The organism is Acidovorax sp. GW821-FHT10A04 (genome assembly GCF_059415825.1).
On sequence record NZ_JBWKNZ010000002.1, the window covers coordinates 258780 to 278502 of the forward strand.

A 19723-nucleotide genomic window follows, 5' to 3' on the forward strand; every position below is an offset into this window, starting at 1 on the left:
GCCTCGGGACCTGTTCCAGAGCTCAGGCCGACCGCGGCAGCACCAGCCGGGCGCGCACGCCGGCGCCCGCGGCGCTGTGCAGCTCCAGCGTGCCGCCATGGGCGCGCGCCACCCTTTCCGCGATGGCCAGGCCCAGGCCGGCCCCTGGAGTGCCCGAACGCGCCGCCCCGCCCCCACGGGCAAAGGGCTGGCGCAGGCGCTCCAGCTCGTCCGGGGCCATGCCGGCACCATGGTCTGCCACCTCGATCCATGCATGCTGCGCGCTGGCGCCGGTGCGCAGCACCACGGGCGCAGCGCCATGGCGCCAGGCGTTCTCGACCAGGTTGTCCAGCGCGCGCCGCAGCGCCTGGGCGTGCACCGGCACGGCTGGCACGTTGCCCAGCTCCAGCAGCACCACACGGCCATGGTCGGCCTGCGCCTCGGCCACGGCCTGGGCCAGTTCATCGAGCGAGGCCGCAGTGGCCGCTTCACCATCGCCCAGGCGCGCGAAATCGAGGAACTGCCCGACGATGGCGTCCATCTCCTCGATGCTGCGCGCCATGCTGGCCGCCAGCGGCGCATCCACCTGGGCCTGGGCGATCTCCACCCCCAGGCGCAGCTTGGTGAGCGGGGTGCGCAGGTCGTGCGAGACACCGGCCAGCATCAGCGCGCGCTCGCGATCGGCCTCGGCCAGGCTGCGCGCCATCAGGTTGAAGCTGCGCGCCACGGTGGCAATCTCCTGTGGCCCATCCTCGGGCAAGGCCTTGGGTGGCTGCCCGCGGGACAGTTGCTGCGCGGCGGCCACCACGCGGGCCAATGGCCGGTTCAGGTGGCGCTGCAGCCACCAGGCGCCGAGCAGCGCGAGCAGCCCACCGGCCACCGTGGCCATGAGCCAGGCCCCCGTGAATTCGCGCGCAGGAAAGACATGGGGCAGCGTGAGCCAGTAATCGGTGCCGCCATGCGCCACGCGCAGCGCCAGCAGGCCCGCGCCATCGCGGCGCCAGCGCGGCCCGGCATCGCCGCCGGGCTCGGCCTGCTGTTCCAGCCGCCGCACGACGGCCTGCACGAAGCGCCGCTCCAGCGGGGAGAGCAGGGCGCGCTGGCGCGGGGAGGGCGGCTCGCCGGTCTGCATGGCGGCATGGCTCGCCTGGCGGTTGAAGGCCTCGACGAAGGCGGCACGCTGTGCGGGCGGCAGCACCCCCAGCCCGGCGCGCAGGGCCACCACATTGCGCGCCACGCCGTCGGCCGCCTGGGCCACGCGCGGCTGCAAGACCATCTGGCGCACCAGCACCACGGCACACAGCTGGCTCAGCACCACCAGCGCGGCAATGAGCAACAGGTTGCGCCCCAGCAGGCTGCGCGGCCACCCGCTGTGCACGGGCGCAGCGGCGGTCATCCCGCGCCCCCGGCAGGCGCGGAGCCGTCCGGCATGAAGACATAGCCCACGCCCCAGACGGTGCGGATGTGGCGCGGCTGCGCCGGGTCGGCCTCGATCAGCTTGCGCAGGCGCATCACCTGCACGTCGATGCTGCGGTCCGTGGCCTCGTGGTCGGGCCCGTAGGCCAGGGCCATCAGCCGGTCGCGGCCCAGGGGGCGGCGCGGCTGCCGGGCCAGTGCCTGCAGCAGGGCGAATTCGCCGCTGGTCAGCGGCAGGTCCTGCCCATCGCGGGACAGCCGGCGCTCGTCCACCCACAGGGTGAAGTCGCCGAAGCGGATACAGCCACCGGCCTGCACCGGGCCGGTGTGTGCGCCCAGCATGCGCTGGCGCCGCACCATGGCCTGCACGCGGGCCAGCAGCTCGCGCGGGTTGAAGGGCTTGGGCAGGTAGTCGTCGGCCCCCATCTCCAGGCCGACGATGCGGTCCACCGGGTCGCCGCGCGCGGTGAGCATGAGGATGGGAATGGTCTCGCCCTGGGCGCGCAGGCGCCGGCAGATGGACAGGCCGTCCTCTCCCGGCATCATCACGTCGAGCACCAGCACGTCGAAGCGCTCGCGCGCCAGCAGCGTGTCGAGCGGGCCGGCACCGTCCACCGTGCGCACGGCGTAGCCCTGGTCGCCCAGGTAGCGCTGCAGCAGGGCGCGCAGGTCGGGCTCGTCATCGGCCACCAGGATACGGGCCAGGGCATCGGTCATGGGGAGGGTGCATGCAAACGGGATGGGGCAATGGTAGGGCGCAAAGCCCTGCGGCAGGCCGCTTCGTCATGCTTTGTCATACATCGGGCCGCCCACGCCACAAACGGCTCACACCTGGGCGCGAAAGTCCGGCCATCCCAACCCAGGAGCCCCCCATGACCCCTTTTTCCATCCGCGCACTGGCCGTCGCCGGCTGGCTTGCCATTGGCCTCGTGGCCGGCGCCTGCGCGCAGGCCGCGCCCCCGGGCCAGCGCGCGCAGCAGGTGCAGCAGGCGCGCGAGCAGCTGCACCTGCGCTTCGTGGCCGCCGACAGGGACGGCAACGGCCAACTCACCCGCGCCGAGGCCCAGGCCGGCATGCCGCGCGTGCACCGCGCCTTCGACCAGATCGATACCGCGCGCAAGGGCCATGTGACCGAGGCCGAGATCACCGCCGCCATCGTGGCCCGGCTGGCCAGCCACCGGGCCCTGCAGCAGTAACCACCTTTCACTACCATTGCAGGAGAAAACGACCATGGCCTTCCATCCCTTTGCCCACCTTCGCTCCTGGGCCTGCCGGGCCGCACTGCCCCTGGCCCTGGCCTCGCTCGCCGCCGTGGCACCGGCCCAGGCGCAGTTGGCCGACCCGGGCATCTTTCTCGAGGATGGCAGCGGCGCCCTCGCCACCCTGCCGGCCGGCGTGCAGCGCATTGCCGACGTGCCCTACGGCGCCGACCCGCTGCAGCGCATGGACGTCTACCTGCCCAGCGCGCCGCGCAGCGGCGTGGACGGACCGGCCCCGGTGATCTTCATGGTGCACGGCGGCGGCTGGCGCACAGGCGACAAGGCCATGGGCCGCGTGGTGCAGGAAAAGGCCGCGCGCTGGGTGCCGCGTGGCTTCATCTTCATCTCCGTCAACTACCGGCTGCACCCGGCCGTCGACGTGCTGCAGGAGGCCATCGACGTGGCCCTGGCGCTCGACACCGCGCAGAAGCAGGCCGCGCAATGGGGGGCCGACCCTACGAAGTTCATCCTCATGGGCCACTCGGCGGGGGCGCACCTGGTGTCCTTCGTCAACGCGCATGCGCCGCTTTTGCGCCAACTGGGCGTCACGCCCTGGCTGGGCACGGTGTCGCTGGACAGCGCGCTACTCAACGCACCGGTGGTCATGGCGCTGCCCCACTACCCGCTGTACGACGATGTGCTGGGCAGCGACCCCGCCTACTGGCTCGCGATCTCGCCCTACCAGGCCGTGAGCGGGGCCCAGCCGCCCTGGCAGTTCGTGTGCTCCACCCGCCGGCCCGACCGCCCCTGCCTGCAGGCCCAGGGCATGGCCGCCCACGTGCAGGCCCTGGGCGGCCGCGCCGAGGTGCTGCCGCAGGACCTCACGCACGGCGAGATCAATGCCGACCTGGGGCTGGAGGGCAGCTACACGCGCGCCGTCGAAGCGTTCATGGGATCGCTCGACCCCACCGTCGCCCAGCGCCTGCGCTAGGTGAGGTAGCGCGCGAGGTACTTGCCCGTATGGCTGGCGGGATTGGCCGCCAGGTCCTCGGGCGTGCCCACACCCACCACGGTGCCGCCACCGGCACCGCCCTCGGGCCCCATGTCGATGAGCCAGTCGGCGGTCTTGATGACGTCCAGGTTGTGCTCGATGATGACGATGGTGTTGCCCGCGTCGCGCAGCTGGTGCAGCACCTTGAGCAGGAGGTCGATGTCGGCGAAGTGCAGGCCGGTGGTCGGCTCGTCCAGGATGTAGAGCGTGCGGCCGGTGTCGCGCTTGGACAGCTCCTGCGCCAGTTTCACGCGCTGCGCCTCGCCGCCCGAGAGCGTGGTCGCCGCCTGGCCCAGGCGGATGTAGGACAGGCCCACGTCCAGCAGGGTCTGCAGCTTGCGCGCCAGGGCCGGCACGTCCTTGAAGAAGGCGAAGGCATCCTCCACCGTGAGCTCCAGGATCTGCGCGATGTTGCGGCCCTTCCAGAGCACTTCCAGCGTCTCGCGGTTGTAGCGCTGGCCGTGGCAGACGTCGCAGGGCACATAGACGTCGGGCAGGAAGTGCATCTCCACCTTCACCACGCCGTCGCCCTGGCAGGCCTCGCAGCGGCCGCCGGCGACGTTGAAGGAGAAGCGCCCGGGCCCGTAGCCGCGTTCCTTGGCCGTGTTGACCTCGGCCATGAGCTCGCGGATCGGCGTGAACAGACCGGTGTAGGTCGCCGGGTTGCTGCGCGGCGTGCGGCCGATGGGCGACTGGTCGACGTTGATGACCTTGTCGAAGTACTCGATGCCCACGATCTCGTCGTGCGCGGCCGGCTCTTCGTGGGCGCGGTAGATCTGGCGCGCCACGGCGGCATACAGCGTGTCGTTGACCAGCGTGCTCTTGCCCGAACCCGAGACCCCCGTCACGCAGGTCAGCAGGCCCACGGGGAAGTCCACCGTCACGTTCTTGAGGTTGTTGCCCGTGGCGCCGGCCACGCGCAGCGCCTGCACGGCGCCCTGGCGCGCATGGTGGGCGGCCATGCGCTCGGCGCGGCGCTTGCTGGCCTCGGTCTCCGGGAAGCGCGACTTGCCCTTGGCCGGCGCGGGGGCCGGCGCGGCCGCCTCCACCACCGGCAGCCAGGGCGTGCGGCGCCTGGGCACGGCGATGGACAGCGTACCCGACAGGTACTTGCCGGTGAGCGATTCGGGGTGGCTGCGCACCGTGTCGTAGCTGCCCTGGGCCATGACGCGGCCGCCGTGCACACCGGCGCCCGGGCCCATGTCGATCACGTGGTCAGCGGCGCGCATCATGTCCTCGTCGTGCTCGACCACGATCACGCTGTTGCCGATGTCGCGCAGGTGCTGCAGGGTGGCGATGAGGCGGTCGTTGTCGCGCTGGTGCAGGCCGATGCTGGGCTCGTCGAGCACGTACATCACGCCCGTGAGGCCCGAGCCAATCTGGCTGGCCAGGCGGATGCGCTGAGCCTCGCCGCCCGACAGCGTCTCGGCGCTGCGGTCCAGGCTCAGGTAGTTCAGGCCCACGTCGTTGAGGAACTGCAGCCGCGTGGTGATCTCGCGCACCACCTTGTCGGCGATCTCGGCCTTGGCGCCGCTGAGCCGGAGCCCGCGGAACCAGCCATGCGCATCGTTGAGCGTGGCGTGGCTCACCTCGAAGATGGCGCGCGCCTGCTCGCCTTCGCCCACCTTCACGTGGCGCGCTTCGCGGCGCAGTCGCGTGCCATGGCATTCGGGGCAGGGCTGGGTGCTGCGGTAGCGTGCCAGGTCCTCGCGCACCACCACCGAATCGGTCTCGCGGTAGCGCCGCGCCATGTTCGGCAGGATGCCCTCGAAGGTGTGCTTGCGGCTCAGCACCTTGCCCTTGGAGGGGCCGCTGTCCATGATGTAGCTGAAGGCGATCTCTTCCTCGCCCGAGCCGTGCAGCACCGCGTTCTGCACCTTGGTAGGCAGCGACTCGAAGGGCGCCTCGACATCGAAACCATAGTGCCGGCCCAGGCTTTCGAGCATGGCGAAGTAATAGCCGTTGCGCCGGTCCCAGCCCTTGATGGCGCCGCTGGCCAGGCTCAGCGTGGGGAAGGCCACCACGCGCAGCGGGTCGAACACCTCGCGCTGGCCGATGCCGTCGCAGGCCGGGCAGGCGCCCATGGGCGAGTTGAAGGAGAACAGGCGCGGCTCCAGCTCGGCCAGCGAGTAGCTGCACACAGGGCACGAGAACTTGGAGCTGAACAGGTGCTCCTGGCCCGAATCCATCTCCAGCACGAGCACGCGGCCATTGCCTTCGTTGCCACCCACGCGCAGCACGGCCTCGATGCTCTCGGCCAGGCGCTGCTGCATCTCGGGGCGCACCTTGAGGCGGTCGATCACCACGTCGATGCTGTGCTTCTCGGTCTTCTTCAAGGCCGGCAGGCTCTCGTACTCGTAGATGGCGCCGTCCACCCGGAAGCGGATGTAGCCCAGGGCCTGCATCTGCGCGAAGAGCTCGGTGAACTCGCCCTTCTTCTCGCGTGCCATGGGGGCCAGCAGCATCAGGCGCGTGTCCTCGGGCAGGGCCAGCACGGCATCCACCATCTGGCTCACGGTCTGGGCCGCCAGCGGCAGGCCGTGGTCGGGGCAGAACGGCGTGCCGGCGCGCGCGTACAACAGGCGCAGGTAGTCGTGGATCTCGGTGACGGTGCCCACGGTGGAGCGCGGGTTGTGGCTGGTGGCCTTTTGCTCGATGCTGATGGCGGGCGACAGGCCCTCGATCAGGTCGACGTCGGGCTTGTCCAGCCGGCCGAGGAACTGGCGCGCATAGGCCGACAGGCTTTCCACGTAGCGGCGCTGGCCTTCGGCATAGAGCGTGTCGAAGGCCAGGCTGGACTTGCCCGAGCCCGACAGCCCGGTGATCACCACGAGCTGGTTGCGCGGGATGTCGAGGTCGATGTTCTTGAGGTTGTGCGTGCGCGCCCCGCGGATGCTGATGCGCTGCTCCCGCAGCACGCGGGCCAGGTAAGCGCCGTCGGAAGATCGGCCGTCGTCGGCAACAGGGTCGTTTTTCACGGGGGCGGGCTCAATGCAGGACAACCCACCATGATAGGCCACCGGCCTGCCCCGTACCTGCCACCCTGCTGCCAGGGCACAGGCGGTTGCCGATGCAACCGGAAATTACGCCAGAGGCCGACCTCGCGCCACGGGAATGCAGACACCCATAAAATGACAATCATTCTCATTTAAGTAGTTTGTCGCCAGAGCATGTCCCATGCCCCGGCGGTGGACCGCTCTCCCCCGCCACGCAACATGGCCAGCGAACGCACCCTTTCCGCCGCATCCACGGCGGCCACCACCGACACCGCCGTGCCCGTCTCCAGCCCCGGCACGCAGCCCCGCGGCCGCTGGCGCCTGCCGGCCTTGCCCACCCTGCGCCAGGCCTGGTTCCAGGTGCACTGGTTCATCGGCATCACGGCCGGCACAGTGCTGGTGGTCATCGGGCTCACGGGGGCGCTGCTGGCCTTCCACGAAGAGATCCTGGACCTGATGAACCCCGGTGTGCGCCACGTGGCGCCCTCGGCCGGGCCCATGCTCACGCCCCAGCAGACCGTGGACGCCGTGCTGCGCGCCGGCCGCACCGAGCGCATCAGCAGCGTGGCCGTGCAGGCCGAGCCGGGCAGCTCGGCGCGCGTGACCTTCGTGCCGCGCCCGGGCGAGCGGCGCGGCGATGTGGTCTATGTGCACCCCTATAGCGGCAGCGTGCTGGGCGAACTGCAGGGGCACGGCTTCTTCGAATGGATCGAGTCGCTGCACCGCTGGCTGCTGCTGCCGCGCGAGCCCGGCCGCGTGGTGGCCGGCGTGCTGGCGATCTGCCTGCTGGGCCTGTCGCTCTCGGGCCTGTACCTGCGCTGGCCGCGCAACCCGCTGCGCTGGCGCACCTGGCTGACCTTCGACCCGGCGCTCAAGGGCCGCTCCTTCCTCTGGGGCCTGCACTCGGTCATCGGCACCTGGGCGCTGGTGCTGTACGTGGCGCTCACGGCCACGGGCATCTACTGGTGCTTCGATGCGGTGCGCGACACGGTGGACGGCTGGGCCGGCCAGAAGCGCCCGCCACGCGTGGCCGCCCCCGCCAAGCCACCGGCATCCGCCAACGCGGAGCCCAAGGCCGCCGAGCCCGCACTGCCGGACCTGGCCCGCACCTGGGCCGTGTTCCAGCAGCAGGCCGGCGACTGGGCCGAGGCCAGCCTGCGCATGCCGGCCAAGCCCGGCCAGCCGGTGCAGGTCACCTGGCTGGATGCCAAGGCACCGCATGAACGCGCGCGCAGCCGCATGTCCATCGATCCCGTGACCGGCAAGCTCAGCGCCGAGGACCGCTATGCCGACCGCAGCCTGGGCGCACGCGCGCTGAGCACCATCTACCCGGTGCACATGGGCACCTATTTCGGCCTGCCGGGGCGCGTGGCGATGCTGCTGGCCAGCCTGGGCCTGCCGCTCTTCGCCATCACCGGCTGGATGCTCTACCTGGACCGCCGGCGCCAGCGCCGCGCCACCGCAGCCGCGCGCGCCGCCCACGGCCAGGGCGTGCCCGGCGCGGTGGCCGGCACCCTTGCCGCCGACACCTTGCTGGTGGCCTACGCCAGCCAGGCCGGGCAGGCCGAGCGCATCGCCCTGCAAAGCGCCACCGCCTTGCAGCAGGCCGGGCTGCGCGTGGCCGTGCAGTCGGTGGCGCAACTCACGCCCGAGGCGCTGCGCGCTCACCGCCGCGTGCTGCTGGTGGCCAGCAGCTTCGGCGAAGGAGAGCCGCCCGACAGCGCCCGGCGCTTCTCGCGCCTGCTGGAACAGCAGGGCACCGGCGGCCTGGCCGGCCTGCGCTACGGCCTGCTGGCCCTGGGCGATCGCAACTACGCACGCTTCTGTGGCTACGGCCACGCCCTCGACGACGCCCTGCGCAAAGGCAGTGCCGAGCCCCTGTTCCCGCTGATCGAGGTGGACAGCGGCGATGCCGCCGCCCTGGCACGCTGGATGCAGACCCTGGCCACGCTGGAAGGCGCCGAGCATCTGGCGCTGGATACTCCGCTGGCCGATGCCGGTCCCGAATTGCCCTACGCCCCCTGGCGCCTGGCGGGCCGCGAACGCCTGAACCCCGGCAGCGAGGGCGGTCCGCTGTTCGAGCTGTCGCTGACCGCTGACACCCCCGCCACCTGGCACCCCGGTGCTCTGGTGGAAATACAGGCACGCCACTCCACCGAGGCGGTGGATGCCTGGCTAGCGGCCGCCGGACTGGCAGGTGCCCATGCCGTGCGCCTGGCCGGCCAGCCCTGCACCCTGGCTGAGGCCCTGGCGCAGTGCGTGCTGCCGGTGCCGCCGCTGCACTTTGCCGATGCCCAGGCCTGCGCCGACGCCCTGGTGCCCCTGGCGCCGCGCACCTATTCGGTGGCCTCGCTGCCGCAGGACGGCGCGCTGCAGCTGCTGGTGCGCCAGGAGCACCATGCGGGCGGGCTGGGACTGGCCTCGGGCTGGCTCACCGCGCATGCGCCGCTCTCCACCCTGGTGCCGGTGCGGCTGTTGGCCAACCCGCGTTTCGACGCGGCGCCGGGCGACGTGCCCTGCCTGTTCATCGGCAATGGCTCGGGCCTGGCGGGCCTGCGCGCTCACCTGCGCGAGCGCGTGCGCACCGGGCACCGGCGCAACTGGCTGCTGTTCGGCGAGCGCCACAGCGCCCACGACACCCTGTGCGCCGCCGAGATCGACGGCTGGCAGGCCGGGGGCTTCCTGGCCCGGCTGGACCGCGTGTTCTCGCTCGACGGCGGCGAGCACCGCTATGTGCAGGACCGCCTGCGCGCCGCGGCGGGCGACTTGCGCGCCTGGGTGGCCGATGGCGCCATCCTCTATGTCTGCGGCAGTGCGCAGGGCATGGGCTCAGGGGTGGATGCCGTGCTGGCCGAGGTGCTGGGCGCCGATGCGCTCGACGCGCTGATCGCTGATGGGCGCTACCAAAGGGACGTGTACTGAGCCGGGCCACAAGGCCGGTTTGTTCTTGATCAAAGTCAATGGACGGGGCGATGGGCGAGAATCGGGGTTTGCGCCAGCCGTCCACCGAGCCCCTTTCCTTGTTCATGCCTTCCCCGGCCCCGAGTGCCGCCCCATCCCCCTCTGCCCCCCTGCCGCCGACGGCCGCGCACGCCATGACGCCGCTGGAGCGCCGCGCCAGCGTGAGCCTGGCGCTGATCTTCGCGCTGCGCATGCTCGGCCTGTTCCTGGTGCTGCCGGTGTTCGCGCTGGAGGCACGCAAGTACCCGGGGGGCGATGACCCGGCCCTGGTGGGCCTCGCCATGGGCATCTACGGGCTCACGCAGGCACTGCTGCAGCTGCCGCTGGGCATGGCCTCGGACCGTTTCGGGCGCAAGCGCGTGATCGTGCTCGGCCTGCTGGTGTTCGCGGGCGGCAGCCTGCTGGCGGCCCTGGCCGATTCGCTCACCGGGCTGCTGCTGGGCCGGGCGCTGCAGGGCGCGGGCGCCGTGTCGGCCGCGGTCACTGCCCTGCTGGCCGACCAGACGCGCGATGCGGTGCGCACCAAGGCCATGGCCCTGGTGGGCGGCAGCATCGGCCTGATGTTCGCCGTGGCCCTGGTGGCCGCGCCGCTGCTCACGGCCCACATCGGCCTGTCGGGCCTGTTCGGGCTGACCTGCGCGCTGGCGCTGGCCGGCGTGGCCGTGGTGCTGTGGCTGGTTCCGCCCGAGCCCACGGAGCACCGCAATGCCCCGCGCGGCCGCCTGGCCGACGTCTGGGCCCACCCCGACCTGCTGCGCCTGAACCTGGGCGTCTTCGTGCTGCACACGGTGCAACTGTCCATGTGGGTGGCCGTGCCCGCCATGCTGGTGCAGGCCGGCCTGCCCAAGGACCACCACTGGCAGGCCTACCTGCCGGCCGTGGTGCTGTCGTTCGTGGCCATGGGCGGGCTGTTCGCGCTGGAGCGCGCCGGGCACCTGCGCGCGGCCCTGCTGGGTTCCATCGCCCTGGTGCTGGTGGTGCAACTGGGCCTGGGTGGCCTGGCGGCCAGCGGCGCCACGCCCACGCTGTGGGTGCTGGGGCCGCTGCTGTTCGTGTTCTTCTGCGGTTTCAACGCGCTGGAGGCCAGCCAGCCCAGCCTGGTCTCGCGCATGGCTCCCGCCGCGCTGCGTGGCGCGGCCCTGGGCAGCTACAACACCCTGCAGTCGCTGGGGCTGTTCGCCGGCGGCGCACTGGGCGGCGCACTGGTCAAGTGGGCGGGAGCCCCGGGCCTGTTTGCCACCACGGCGGTGCTCACGGCCCTGTGGCTGGCGCTGACCTGGCCGCTGCGGCCCACCGGACGCGGTCAGGGACACTGAGCCTGCCCAGGGCGCCCGGCTTGCGGCACAATGGTACGTTTGGCGCGCAGCCTCTCCACCGGCCGGAGAGGGCACCGACGCCCCCCAACATCAAGTAGGTAGAGCAGCACATGGCATCCGTGAACAAAGTCATCATCGTCGGCAACCTCGGCCGCGACCCTGAAATGCGCACTTTCCCCAGTGGCGACCAGGTGGCGAACGTGACGATTGCCACCACCGACAAGTGGAAAGACAAGCAAAGCGGCGAAATGAAGGAAGCCACCGAGTGGCACCGCGTGGTCTTCAACGGCCGTCTGGCCGAGATCGCCGGCCAGTACCTGCGCAAGGGCTCGCAGGTCTATGTGGAAGGCAGCCTGCGCACGCGCAAATGGACCGACCAGGCGGGCGTGGAAAAGTACAGCACCGAAATCCGTGCCGACCAGATGCAGATGCTGGGCAGCCGCCAGGGCATGGGCGGTGGCGGCCAGGGTGGCGGTGGCCAGCAGGGCGGCGGCTATGACGATGGCGGCGGCTACGGCGGCGACCAGGGCGGTGGTGGCGGCTACGACGCACCCCCCCAGCGCCGCGCCGCCCCGCCCCAGCAGCAACGCCCTGCGGCACCTGCCGCGCGCCCGGCACCCGCGCCGGCACCGCGTGCGGCCTCGGGCTTCGACGACATGGACGACGATATTCCGTTCTGATCCCCGACAGGACAGGCATTCCGGGCACACCAGGCCCGCGCTCCCCGGGGCGCGGGCCTTTTTCTTGGCGCTGGCGGCTCAGGCCGCGGGCTGCTTCATGCGCCGCGCGGTCTCCACCACCACGCCGCGCAGCGACCGCACCGTGGGGTGCGCTTCGAGTTCCTTGGTTGTGAAGAAGCTCACCGGCGGCAGGTTCCAGTTGAGCTTGTAGGGCAGTGCGGCCCAGTGGCCGGCGCGCTCCATCTCGGCCACCACGTCGCGCGCGAAGATGGTGATCGCGTTGGGTTCCTGGCGCAGCACCATCTCCATGCTGCGGATCGCCGTGGTCTCCAGGATGGGCAGCGGCGGCTGCACGCCCGCGCCGACGAAGATCGCGTTGTAGGTGCGGCGCATGGGCGTGTTGGGCGGCGGCAGGATCCAGTCGAGCTGCGCCAGCCGCGCCCAGTCCAGCGGGCCGCGCGAGAGGCGCTCGACATTCTTCGCGCCGACCACGAGGCAGGGCTCCTGCTCGTAGATGGCCTCCTGCACCAGCCCGCTGGCGTCGCCGTCGTACGAGCGGCCGATGGCGCAGTCGAGCTCGCGCGCCAGCAGGCCGGCGACCAGCTCGTCCGTGGTGCCTTCGCGCGCCATCACCGAAATGCGCGGCGAGCGGTCCAGCAGGTGCGTGAGCGCGGCCGACATGAGCTGCTGCGGCACCTGCTGCGTCAGGCCCAGCCGCAGCCGGCCGCTGCGGCCCGCCCCGAGCGAAGTGAGCACGCGCGTGGTCGCATCGAGCTCGGCCAGCCAGCGCTTGGCATAGAGCAGCACCGCCTCGCCCGCCGCCGTCGGCACCAGCCCCCGGCTGGAGCGGTCGAACAGCCGGCTGCCGAAGATGTCCTCCACCTCGTGCAGCGCCTTGGTGATCGCCGGCTGGCTGAGCTGCATTTCGGCCGCCACCCGGCCCAGCGTGCGGTGCCGGTCGATGGCCTGCAGCAGCGACAGCTGCCGGAGCTTGAGGCGCGACAGCAGCGCGTGCTGCAGTTCGGCGGCGGGATCGCGGGCGGTGGGCAAAGTCATAACTCCTGAGTTATCGGACCATCAGCAATTATTTCACTTTGGTGAATTGCCAGTCCTAGAATTTTTCCCATGCACTCGAATCACGACACGCCGATGACCCATCCCCTCAGCGCCGGGTTTCTGGACGCGCTGGCCGATGCCGCCAACACCGGCGAGGCCTTGCAGCAGATCAACCGCCGCCGCCTGGAGATCGCCCCCGGCAGCATCTTCAGCATCCAGCAGAACGTGACCACCGCCGGCGACGGCGCCAACCAGGTCCTGCTGCGCCGCTTCTATTCCTCCGAAGCGACGAGCTTTCCCATCAACGGCGCCAAGCGCAAGACGATGACCCCCTGGACCGAGTGCCTGTTCGTGCAGGGCCGGGTGTTCGTCGGCGAAGGCGAGCAGGTGCTGGCGCAGCACTTCGACGACTTCGGGCAGATGCGCGCCTACGGTCTGTGCAGCGTGGTCAACGTGCCGCTGCTGCAGGGCCGGGTGTGCTACGCCACCTTCAACGTCTTCGGCACCCGCGCCCGCTGGCAGCCGCAGGAGCTGCTGGGCCTGCGGCTGCTGGCGCTGGCCGCCGCGCGCTGGGTGCCGGCCATTCCCGGGCTCGCCTACCGCTTCACGGATGCTCCCGCCGCCCTGCCTTCGGCAGCCTGATTGAAAAAAGAAGGAATCCGCCATGCCAGTGACCGCCTTGCACCACTTCACCATCCGCTGTGCGCCTGAGGAGCTGCCGCTGCTGGTGGACTTCTACGTGCGCGTGATGCGCCTCACGGTGGGCGCGCGGCCGGACATCCCGGCACCGGGTGCCTGGCTGTATGCCCAAGGGCAGCCCATCGTGCACCTCTACGCCCACCTGTCGACGCCGGACGCGCCAGCGCAGCCTGCAACGGGCCATGTGGACCATATCTCGTTCCGCTCGCACGGCCTGGCCGAGGTGCGCGAACACCTGCACAGCCAGGGCATTGCCTTCGAGGAAGCGCCGATCCCCGGCTGGGCGATCCACCAGCTGTTCTTCAAGGACCCGCGCGGCCTGAAGATCGAGATGACCTTCTGGATGGACCAGGAAGACGCAGGGGCTGCGGCATGACGGCGACGCACGTCCTCGGCACCGGCGAGGTGCGCACCGCCTTCGACCGCGAAGGCGAAGGCCCGCCGCTGCTGCTGATGCACGGCGCCGAAGCCTCGCGCCAGATGTTCGCGGCGCTGGTGCCGCACCTGGCAAGGCACTTCACCGTGATCGCCTACGACCAGCGCGACTGCGGCCAGACCGAAGGACCGGAACACGCGTCGACGCTCACTGACCTGGCGAACGATGCGCAGCAGCTCATCAAGGCCCTGGGCTTCAAGCGCGCGCATGTGTTCGGCTCTTCCTTCGGCGGCCGGGTGGCCCAGGCGCTGGCGCTGCTGCACCCGCGCTCGGTCGACCGCCTGGTGCTGGGCAGCACCTGGCCGCTGCCCAGGCCCTATGAAGAGCTGTGCCCGGACGCCCCGCGCCTGGACGCGCTGCGGCGCGGCCTGCCGGCCACCGCCGAGGAACTGGCCACCTGGTTCTTCCCCGGGGACTTCCTGGCGCAGCGGCCCGAGCTGCAGCGCGTGTTCGCCACCGCGCGGCCGGCGTCGGAGCGCTCTGCCCGGCGCATGGCCACGGTGCAGACCCTGCTGGCGCAGGGCGTGGCCGACATCGTCGCCCCCACGCTGGTGCTGGCCGGCGAGCTCGACCGGGTGGTGCCGCCCAGCGTGACCCTGGCGATGGCCGGCCGCATCCGCGGTGCCGACGCCGTGCTGCTGCCGGCCATCGGCCATGTCGCCGCCGTGCAGGCGCCCGAGGTGCTCGCGCACCACATCGTCCGTTTCCTGAAACCCGAAGGAGCCAATCCATGACCACGATCACCGCAGAGCGCCCGCGCGGGCGGGCCGACTACATCCGCTTCGAAGGGCTGTCCAAGCACTTCGGCGATGGCGACACGGGCGTGCTCGCGCTCAAGGACATCGATTTCTGCATCGAGGAAGGCAGCTTCGTGACCATCGTCGGGCCGAGCGGCTGCGGCAAGAGCACGCTGCTGCGCATCCTCGCCGGCCTGCTCGACTACAGCACCGGCCGCGTGCTGCTCGACGGCCAGCCGATCCGCGGCACGCGGCGCGATGTGGGCTTGGTGTTCCAGGGCTCGATCCTGCTGCCCTGGCGCACCATTCTCGAGAACGTGATGCTGCCTGCCGAGGTGATCGGCCTGCCGATGAAACAGGCGCGCGAGCGCGCCATGGAGCTGCTGCACATGGTGCGGCTCGATGGCTTCGAGCACAAGCTGCCGCGCCAGTTGAGCGGCGGCATGCAGCAGCGCGCATCGATCGCCCGGGCGCTGCTGCACGACCCGAAGTTCCTCTTGATGGACGAGCCCTTCGGCGCCCTGGACGCCATGACGCGCGAGCGCATGAACGTGGAGCTGCAGCGCATCTGGATGGAGAGCGGCAAGACCGTGGTGCTGATCACCCACTCGATCCCCGAGGCGGTGTTCCTCGGTGACAAGGTGTTCGTGATGTCGCCGCGCCCCGGCACGCTGGAACGCGTGCTGCCCATCGACCTGCCGCGCCCGCGGGCCATGGAGGTGATGTCGCACCCGGCCTTCGCGGCCGCTTCGGCATCGATCCGCGAACGCTTCTCCCACGCCGCTTCGTTCGACTGACACAAACAAAAAGAGGCTCCCCATGACCACCGCCATGCTCGACAAGACCGATTCCATCGCCGCGCCAAAGGACCCGGCACCGCCTTCCGTGCCGGCGAACCCGCGGCGTCGCCGCCACCCCCTGGCCTCGACGCGGGTGCAATCCGTGCTGCTGCTCGTCACGCTGCTGGGTTCGTGGGAGGCCGCCGTGCGACTCTTCAAGCTGCCCCGGCACCTGGTGCCGCCGGTCAGCGACATCGCCGTCGCCCTGTGGCGCGGCCTGGCGACCCACCCGCTGGCCAAGGACGGCTTCTGGTACCACGGCGGGGTGACGGTGACCGAGATCCTGCTGGGCTTCGTGATCGGCAGCGGCGTGGGCCTGGCCATCGGCATCGCGGTATCGCAGATGCCGCGGGTCGAAGCGCTGCTGGAGCCCTACGTCGCCGCGCTGCAGAGCGTGCCCAAGGTGGCCATCGCGCCCATCATCGTGGTCTGGCTGGGCTTCGGCATCAGCTCCAAGGTGGTGATCATCTGCATGCTCACCTTCTTCCCGGTGCTGGTCACCAGCATCGCCGGCTTCAAGGCGGTGGACCCGGACCGCATCGACCTGCTGCGCTCACTCTCGGCAACGCCCTGGCAGATCTTTCGCAAGGCCAAGTTCCCGAGCGCCATGCCCTACATCTTCGCGGGGCTGAACATGGCCGCGGCCTTCAGCGTGGTCGGCGCGGTGGTCGGCGAGTTCGTCGGCGCACAGGCCGGCCTCGGCGTGCTCATCCTGCAGATGGAGGCCCAGGCCGACAGCGGCGGCAGCTTCGCGGTGTGTGTGGTGCTGTCGGTGATCGGCATCGTGCTGACCGGCCTCTTGCGCCGCCTGGAGCGCCGCGTGCTCCATTGGATGCCCGCCGATACCTCCCAGCGTGCGGTGAACGCATGAGCAGACCCGATTCCCCCCATTCTTTGTCAAGGAGTGAACACCATGGTGACGCGACGTGATTTCGGCCTGGGCCTCGGTGCCCTGGGCTTCGCTGCCGGCCTGCCGGCGCTGGCGCAGAGTGTGCGCATGATGAAGGTGGCCAACACCGCGGCGGTGAACGACCCGCAGCAGTGCTTCTGCACCGCGGGCCAGCACCCCCGGCTCAACTTCTACAAGCCGAGCGGCGTGGACGTGGAATACGTCAACATGTCGAGCATGACGCAGGCGCTGCAGAGCCTGCGCGCCGGGCATGTGGACTTCGGGCCGGCGGTGCCGGGCATCCTGCTGCCGGCAATGGCCAAGGACCCGTCGCTCGACCTGGTGAGCGTCTACAAATGGCTGCCGCGCAACAGCAACGTGATCGTGGTCAAGCCCGGCAGCCCGATCCGGTCGGCAGCCGACCTGGCGGGCAAGCGCATCGGCGTGCGCAGCCAGGGCGACACCGGTATCGTCGTCACCCGGACCCTGCTGGCCGAGCTCGGCCTCAAGGACGACCGATGCGAGTACATCGCCATCGGCGACGGCGCACCGGCTGGCGCCGCGATCGACAACGACCGGGTGGACGCGATGGTGGCCTTCGACACGGCCGCCGCCCGCATCGAGCTGGTGGGCACGAAACTGCGCTATGTGCCGCTCACGCCGAAGTTCGCGCAGGTGGGCTCGGGCTGGCTGTGCGTGCCGCGCAAGCTGCTCAAGGAAGAGCGCAAGGCGCTGGTCGCGCTGTTCCAGGGCGTCGCCAAGTCGACCCTTTTTTCCAACGCGAACCTGGATGCCGCCATCGACGCCCACTGGGCGGTCTACCCTGAAAGCCGGCCCAAGGGCCGCAGCGAGGACGAGGCGCGCAAGGAGCTGGGCTTCATCCTCAAGGACCGCAAGAACAGCTGGATGCGCCGGCCCGACGACCCGGACCAGCGCATGGGTGCATCGACGCTGGCCGAATGGAAGGCCAACATCGAGATGGCCGCCGAGGGCAGCAAGAACCCCAGGCTCGCCGAGGAGCTGGGCGACCCGAACCGCCTGTTCACCAACGAGCTGATCGACGACATCAACGCCTTCGACAAGCAGGCCGTGGTGCAGATGGCCCGGACCTTCAAGGCCTGAGCCTTGCCATCCCAGAGGAGTTTCCCCATGGACGTTCTCATTTCCGGTGCCAGCATGGCAGGCCTGTCGGCCGCCTGGTGGTTCGCACACCACGGCCACCGGGTCACCGTGGTCGAGCGCTCCGAGGGCCTCAGGCCCGGTGGCGCACCCATCGACGTGCGCGGGCGCGCGCTCGCAACCGCGCAGCGCATGGGCCTGCTCGCGCAGATCGAGCGCGAGAAGGTGCGCCTGCTGGAACCCTCGCCCGTGCTCGACGGCACAGGCGCGCAGGTGGCGACGCTGGACCTGCGCTGGTTCGCCAACGAGACCGATGAGGACATGGAGATCACGCGCGACCGGCTCAACCGCATCCTGCGCGACGCCGTTCCGCCCGAGGTGGAGTTCCGCTTCCAGGCCTCCATCGCCTCGCTCGCCGACAGTGCGCAGGGCGTGGACATCAGTTTCGCGGACGGCCGGCAGAAACGCTACGACCTGGTGGTCGGTGCCGACGGCCTGCACTCCAGCGTGCGCCGGCTCGCCTTCGGGCCCGAGAAGGACTATGTGCGGCACTTCGGCCACTACGTCGCACTGGTCGACCTGCCCGCCGGCCGGGACTGGCAGCGCGCCATGCTCAACGTGCCCGGCCTCACGGTCGCCGTGCGCGACGCGGGCGATGGCCCGCAGGCCATGGTGCTCGCCGCCAGTCCCGCGATCGACTACGACTACCGCGACCCGGCGGCGCAGCGCCGATTGCTCGACCAGTTCCTGGCGCGCGTCGATGCCTGGCAGGTGCCCGCCATCCGCGCCGCCTTCGCCGACCCGGCGGCCCGGGGCTTCTACTTCGACTCGGTGAGCCAGACCCATATGCCGGCCTGGATTCACGGCCATGTCGCGGTCATCGGTGACGCAGGCCACTGCGCGGCGCTGCTGTCGGGCATGGGCACCACGCTGGCCATGGTGTCCGCCGAGAGCCTGGCCACGGCGTGGACCGAGCATGGCGGCGACATGCAGGCCACGGCCGCCGCGCACGAAGCGCGCCTGCGCCCCTACGTGGAACAGTGCCAGGCCTTCGCCAGCCACGGTGCGCCCATCATGGTGCCGGCCACGCAGCAGGCGCTGGATGAACGCAATGCGATGTTCCGCGCGACCGCCGCCCGGTTCGCGCAGTGATGCGTACTGGCACGGGTGGTAAGCTTTCGCTGCCCATGCCAAGCCCCGAGTTCGACGACACCCGCCCCGACGAGGCCCTGCGCCGCTGGCGCCTGATCCTGGGCCGCTATGCCGCGCAGCCACTGTCGCATGCGCAGTTCGATGCGGGCGACTGGAAGCTCGACCAGGCCCTCGAATACCTCTACGGCCGTGAGTACGATGGCCGCGGCCTGGCACGGCCCCCGGGCGGCCTGGGCGGTGCCGGTTCGCTCGACCCGAGCCAGCTGCGCGCCATCGACTGGCTCAACCGCTCGCGCACGCTGTTCCCGCAGGAGGTCTTCGAGCGCATGCAGACCCAGGCGATCGACCGCTACCAGCTCACCGACCTGCTCAAGGACCCGGCCGTGCTGCGCTCCATGGACCCCACGCCGGGCCTGGCCAAGGCGCTGCTGGGCATGCGCGGGCGCCTGTCGGGCAGCATGCGCGACGCCGTGCGCGAGGTGATCCAGAAGACGGTGGACGAGATCACCCGCCGGCTGAAGAACGACTTCGTCAACGCCCTGGTGGGCCGGCGCAACCGCCAGCGCCGCTCGCTGATCAAGAATGCGCAGAACTTCGATGCGCGCGCCACCATTGCCGCCAACCTCAAGAACTACAGCGCCGAGCGCCGCCAACTGGTCATCCAGCGCCCGCTGTTCAACGCCCGCGTCAAGCGCAACCTGCCCTGGGACGTGGTGCTGTGCGTGGACCAGAGCGGCTCGATGATGGATTCGGTGATCTACAGCGCCGTGATCGCCGGCATCATGAGCTCGCTGCCCGCCGTGCGCGTGAAGCTCGTGGTGTTCGACACCGCCGTGGTCGACCTCACGCACCTGGCGCACGACCCGGTGGAGGTGCTGCTTACGGTGCAGCTGGGCGGCGGCACCGACATCGGCCGCGCCGTGCACTACTGCGAGTCGCTGATCGCCAACCCGCAGCGCACGGTGTTCACGCTGATCAGCGACTTCGAGGAGGGCGCCGCCCCCGGCCCGCTGCTGTCGGCCGTGGCACGCATGGCCGAGGCGCGCGTGAAGCTGCTCGGCCTGGCCGCGCTCGATGAAGGTGCCAACCCGGTCTACGACCGGCAGATGGCCCAGCGCCTGGCCAACAAGGGCATGCATGTGGCGGCGCTCACGCCCACCCACTTCGCCCAGTGGCTCGCAGAAGTGATGGAGTGACG

At 70.7% G+C, this 19723-nt stretch carries 17 protein-coding genes; 13 read left to right on the plus strand and 4 right to left on the minus strand.

Annotated features, from left to right (window positions below; all coding sequences use genetic code 11):
* Window positions 1-22: 22 nt before the first annotated feature.
* Complete coding sequence (locus AC07PF_RS05610; protein WP_494611128.1) at window positions 23-1375, minus strand: ATP-binding protein; 1353 nt, start codon at window positions 1373-1375, stop codon at window positions 23-25.
* Window positions 1372-2112, minus strand: a complete 741-nt coding sequence (gene ompR / locus AC07PF_RS05615) for an osmolarity response regulator transcription factor OmpR (RefSeq protein ID WP_494611129.1) — start codon at window positions 2110-2112, stop codon at window positions 1372-1374. The genes AC07PF_RS05610 and ompR overlap by 4 nt, the downstream gene beginning before the upstream one ends.
* A 155-nt stretch (window positions 2113-2267) precedes the next feature.
* Between ompR and AC07PF_RS05620 the strand changes: the two genes are divergently transcribed.
* Together AC07PF_RS05620 and AC07PF_RS05625 are read left to right on the plus strand one after the other, a co-directional pair.
* Window positions 2268-2591 (plus strand): EF-hand domain-containing protein, encoded by a 324-nt coding sequence (locus AC07PF_RS05620; protein ID WP_494611130.1) that lies wholly within the window; start codon window positions 2268-2270, stop codon window positions 2589-2591.
* Window positions 2592-2625: 34 nt separating this feature from the next.
* Complete coding sequence (locus AC07PF_RS05625) at window positions 2626-3585, plus strand: alpha/beta hydrolase (protein WP_494611132.1); 960 nt, start codon at window positions 2626-2628, stop codon at window positions 3583-3585.
* Here the strand turns inward: AC07PF_RS05625 and uvrA are convergent.
* Entirely contained in the window at window positions 3582-6563 is a 2982-nt protein-coding gene (gene uvrA, locus AC07PF_RS05630; protein WP_494611400.1) for an excinuclease ABC subunit UvrA, read from the minus strand. The genes AC07PF_RS05625 and uvrA overlap by 4 nt on opposite strands.
* A gap of 252 nt (window positions 6564-6815) precedes the next feature.
* Here uvrA and AC07PF_RS05635 point away from each other — a divergent pair, with 252 nt between their 5' ends.
* From AC07PF_RS05635 to ssb, 3 genes are all read left to right on the plus strand, one after another.
* Window positions 6816-9563: a PepSY domain-containing protein gene (locus AC07PF_RS05635; RefSeq protein WP_494611133.1), complete on the plus strand. Its 2748-nt coding sequence runs from the start codon at window positions 6816-6818 to the stop codon at window positions 9561-9563.
* Between the two features lie 173 nt (window positions 9564-9736).
* On the plus strand, window positions 9737-10918 hold the full coding sequence (locus AC07PF_RS05640) for an MFS transporter (RefSeq protein ID WP_494611401.1): 1182 nt from the start codon (window positions 9737-9739) through the stop codon (window positions 10916-10918).
* A 110-nt stretch (window positions 10919-11028) separates the two neighbouring features.
* Window positions 11029-11598: a single-stranded DNA-binding protein gene (gene ssb, locus AC07PF_RS05645; protein WP_007852929.1), complete on the plus strand. Its 570-nt coding sequence runs from the start codon at window positions 11029-11031 to the stop codon at window positions 11596-11598.
* 78 nt (window positions 11599-11676) lie between these two features.
* Here ssb and AC07PF_RS05650 read toward each other — a convergent pair whose 3' ends face one another.
* On the minus strand, window positions 11677-12654 hold the full coding sequence (locus tag AC07PF_RS05650; protein ID WP_494603801.1) for a LysR family transcriptional regulator: 978 nt from the start codon (window positions 12652-12654) through the stop codon (window positions 11677-11679).
* Between the two features lie 69 nt (window positions 12655-12723).
* Between AC07PF_RS05650 and AC07PF_RS05655 the strand changes: the two genes are divergently transcribed.
* From AC07PF_RS05655 to AC07PF_RS05690, 8 genes are read left to right on the plus strand one after another with little or no spacing between them, the layout of a single operon-like run.
* Complete coding sequence (locus tag AC07PF_RS05655; protein WP_494611134.1) at window positions 12724-13296, plus strand: GAF domain-containing protein; 573 nt, start codon at window positions 12724-12726, stop codon at window positions 13294-13296.
* Window positions 13297-13318: 22 nt separating this feature from the next.
* A complete protein-coding gene (locus AC07PF_RS05660) occupies window positions 13319-13729 on the plus strand; it encodes a VOC family protein (protein WP_494611135.1) in 411 nt (136 codons plus the stop codon).
* Window positions 13726-14523 carry an alpha/beta fold hydrolase gene (locus AC07PF_RS05665; RefSeq protein WP_494611136.1) on the plus strand — a complete coding sequence of 266 codons (798 nt, stop codon included), beginning with the start codon at window positions 13726-13728 and terminating at the stop codon, window positions 14521-14523. The genes AC07PF_RS05660 and AC07PF_RS05665 overlap by 4 nt, the downstream gene beginning before the upstream one ends.
* Window positions 14520-15323: an ABC transporter ATP-binding protein gene (locus AC07PF_RS05670; protein WP_494611137.1), complete on the plus strand. Its 804-nt coding sequence runs from the start codon at window positions 14520-14522 to the stop codon at window positions 15321-15323. The genes AC07PF_RS05665 and AC07PF_RS05670 overlap by 4 nt, the downstream gene beginning before the upstream one ends.
* 22 nt (window positions 15324-15345) lie before the next feature.
* Complete coding sequence (locus AC07PF_RS05675) at window positions 15346-16236, plus strand: ABC transporter permease (protein ID WP_494611138.1); 891 nt, start codon at window positions 15346-15348, stop codon at window positions 16234-16236.
* Window positions 16237-16278: 42 nt separating this feature from the next.
* Window positions 16279-17376 carry an ABC transporter substrate-binding protein gene (locus tag AC07PF_RS05680; protein ID WP_494611139.1) on the plus strand — a complete coding sequence of 366 codons (1098 nt, stop codon included), beginning with the start codon at window positions 16279-16281 and terminating at the stop codon, window positions 17374-17376.
* Between the two features lie 27 nt (window positions 17377-17403).
* Window positions 17404-18525, plus strand: coding sequence for an FAD-dependent monooxygenase (locus tag AC07PF_RS05685; RefSeq protein ID WP_494611140.1), 1122 nt, complete (start codon window positions 17404-17406; stop codon window positions 18523-18525).
* Between the two features lie 35 nt (window positions 18526-18560).
* Window positions 18561-19721, plus strand: a complete 1161-nt coding sequence (locus tag AC07PF_RS05690; RefSeq protein WP_494603785.1) for a VWA domain-containing protein — start codon at window positions 18561-18563, stop codon at window positions 19719-19721.
* Window positions 19722-19723 lie beyond the last annotated feature (2 nt).

Bases quoted from the DNA above. Each gene is read 5' to 3' on its own strand.
- ssb (WP_007852929.1), top strand. From the start codon at position 11,029: ATGGCATCCGTGAACAAAGTCATCATCGTCGGCAACCTCGGCCGCGAC.
- AC07PF_RS05660 (WP_494611135.1), top strand. From the start codon at position 13,319: ATGCCAGTGACCGCCTTGCACCACTTCACCATCCGCTGTGCGCCTGAG.
- AC07PF_RS05690 (WP_494603785.1), top strand. From the start codon at position 18,561: ATGCCAAGCCCCGAGTTCGACGACACCCGCCCCGACGAGGCCCTGCGC.
- AC07PF_RS05680 (WP_494611139.1), top strand. From the start codon at position 16,279: ATGGTGACGCGACGTGATTTCGGCCTGGGCCTCGGTGCCCTGGGCTTC.
- AC07PF_RS05610 (WP_494611128.1), bottom strand. From the start codon at position 1,375: ATGACCGCCGCTGCGCCCGTGCACAGCGGGTGGCCGCGCAGCCTGCTG.
- AC07PF_RS05650 (WP_494603801.1), bottom strand. From the start codon at position 12,654: ATGACTTTGCCCACCGCCCGCGATCCCGCCGCCGAACTGCAGCACGCG.
- AC07PF_RS05625 (WP_494611132.1), top strand. From the start codon at position 2,626: ATGGCCTTCCATCCCTTTGCCCACCTTCGCTCCTGGGCCTGCCGGGCC.
- AC07PF_RS05655 (WP_494611134.1), top strand. From the start codon at position 12,724: ATGCACTCGAATCACGACACGCCGATGACCCATCCCCTCAGCGCCGGG.
- AC07PF_RS05685 (WP_494611140.1), top strand. From the start codon at position 17,404: ATGGACGTTCTCATTTCCGGTGCCAGCATGGCAGGCCTGTCGGCCGCC.
- AC07PF_RS05675 (WP_494611138.1), top strand. From the start codon at position 15,346: ATGACCACCGCCATGCTCGACAAGACCGATTCCATCGCCGCGCCAAAG.
- AC07PF_RS05640 (WP_494611401.1), top strand. From the start codon at position 9,737: ATGACGCCGCTGGAGCGCCGCGCCAGCGTGAGCCTGGCGCTGATCTTC.
- AC07PF_RS05620 (WP_494611130.1), top strand. From the start codon at position 2,268: ATGACCCCTTTTTCCATCCGCGCACTGGCCGTCGCCGGCTGGCTTGCC.
- AC07PF_RS05670 (WP_494611137.1), top strand. From the start codon at position 14,520: ATGACCACGATCACCGCAGAGCGCCCGCGCGGGCGGGCCGACTACATC.
- ompR (WP_494611129.1), bottom strand. From the start codon at position 2,112: ATGACCGATGCCCTGGCCCGTATCCTGGTGGCCGATGACGAGCCCGAC.
- AC07PF_RS05635 (WP_494611133.1), top strand. From the start codon at position 6,816: ATGTCCCATGCCCCGGCGGTGGACCGCTCTCCCCCGCCACGCAACATG.
- AC07PF_RS05665 (WP_494611136.1), top strand. From the start codon at position 13,726: ATGACGGCGACGCACGTCCTCGGCACCGGCGAGGTGCGCACCGCCTTC.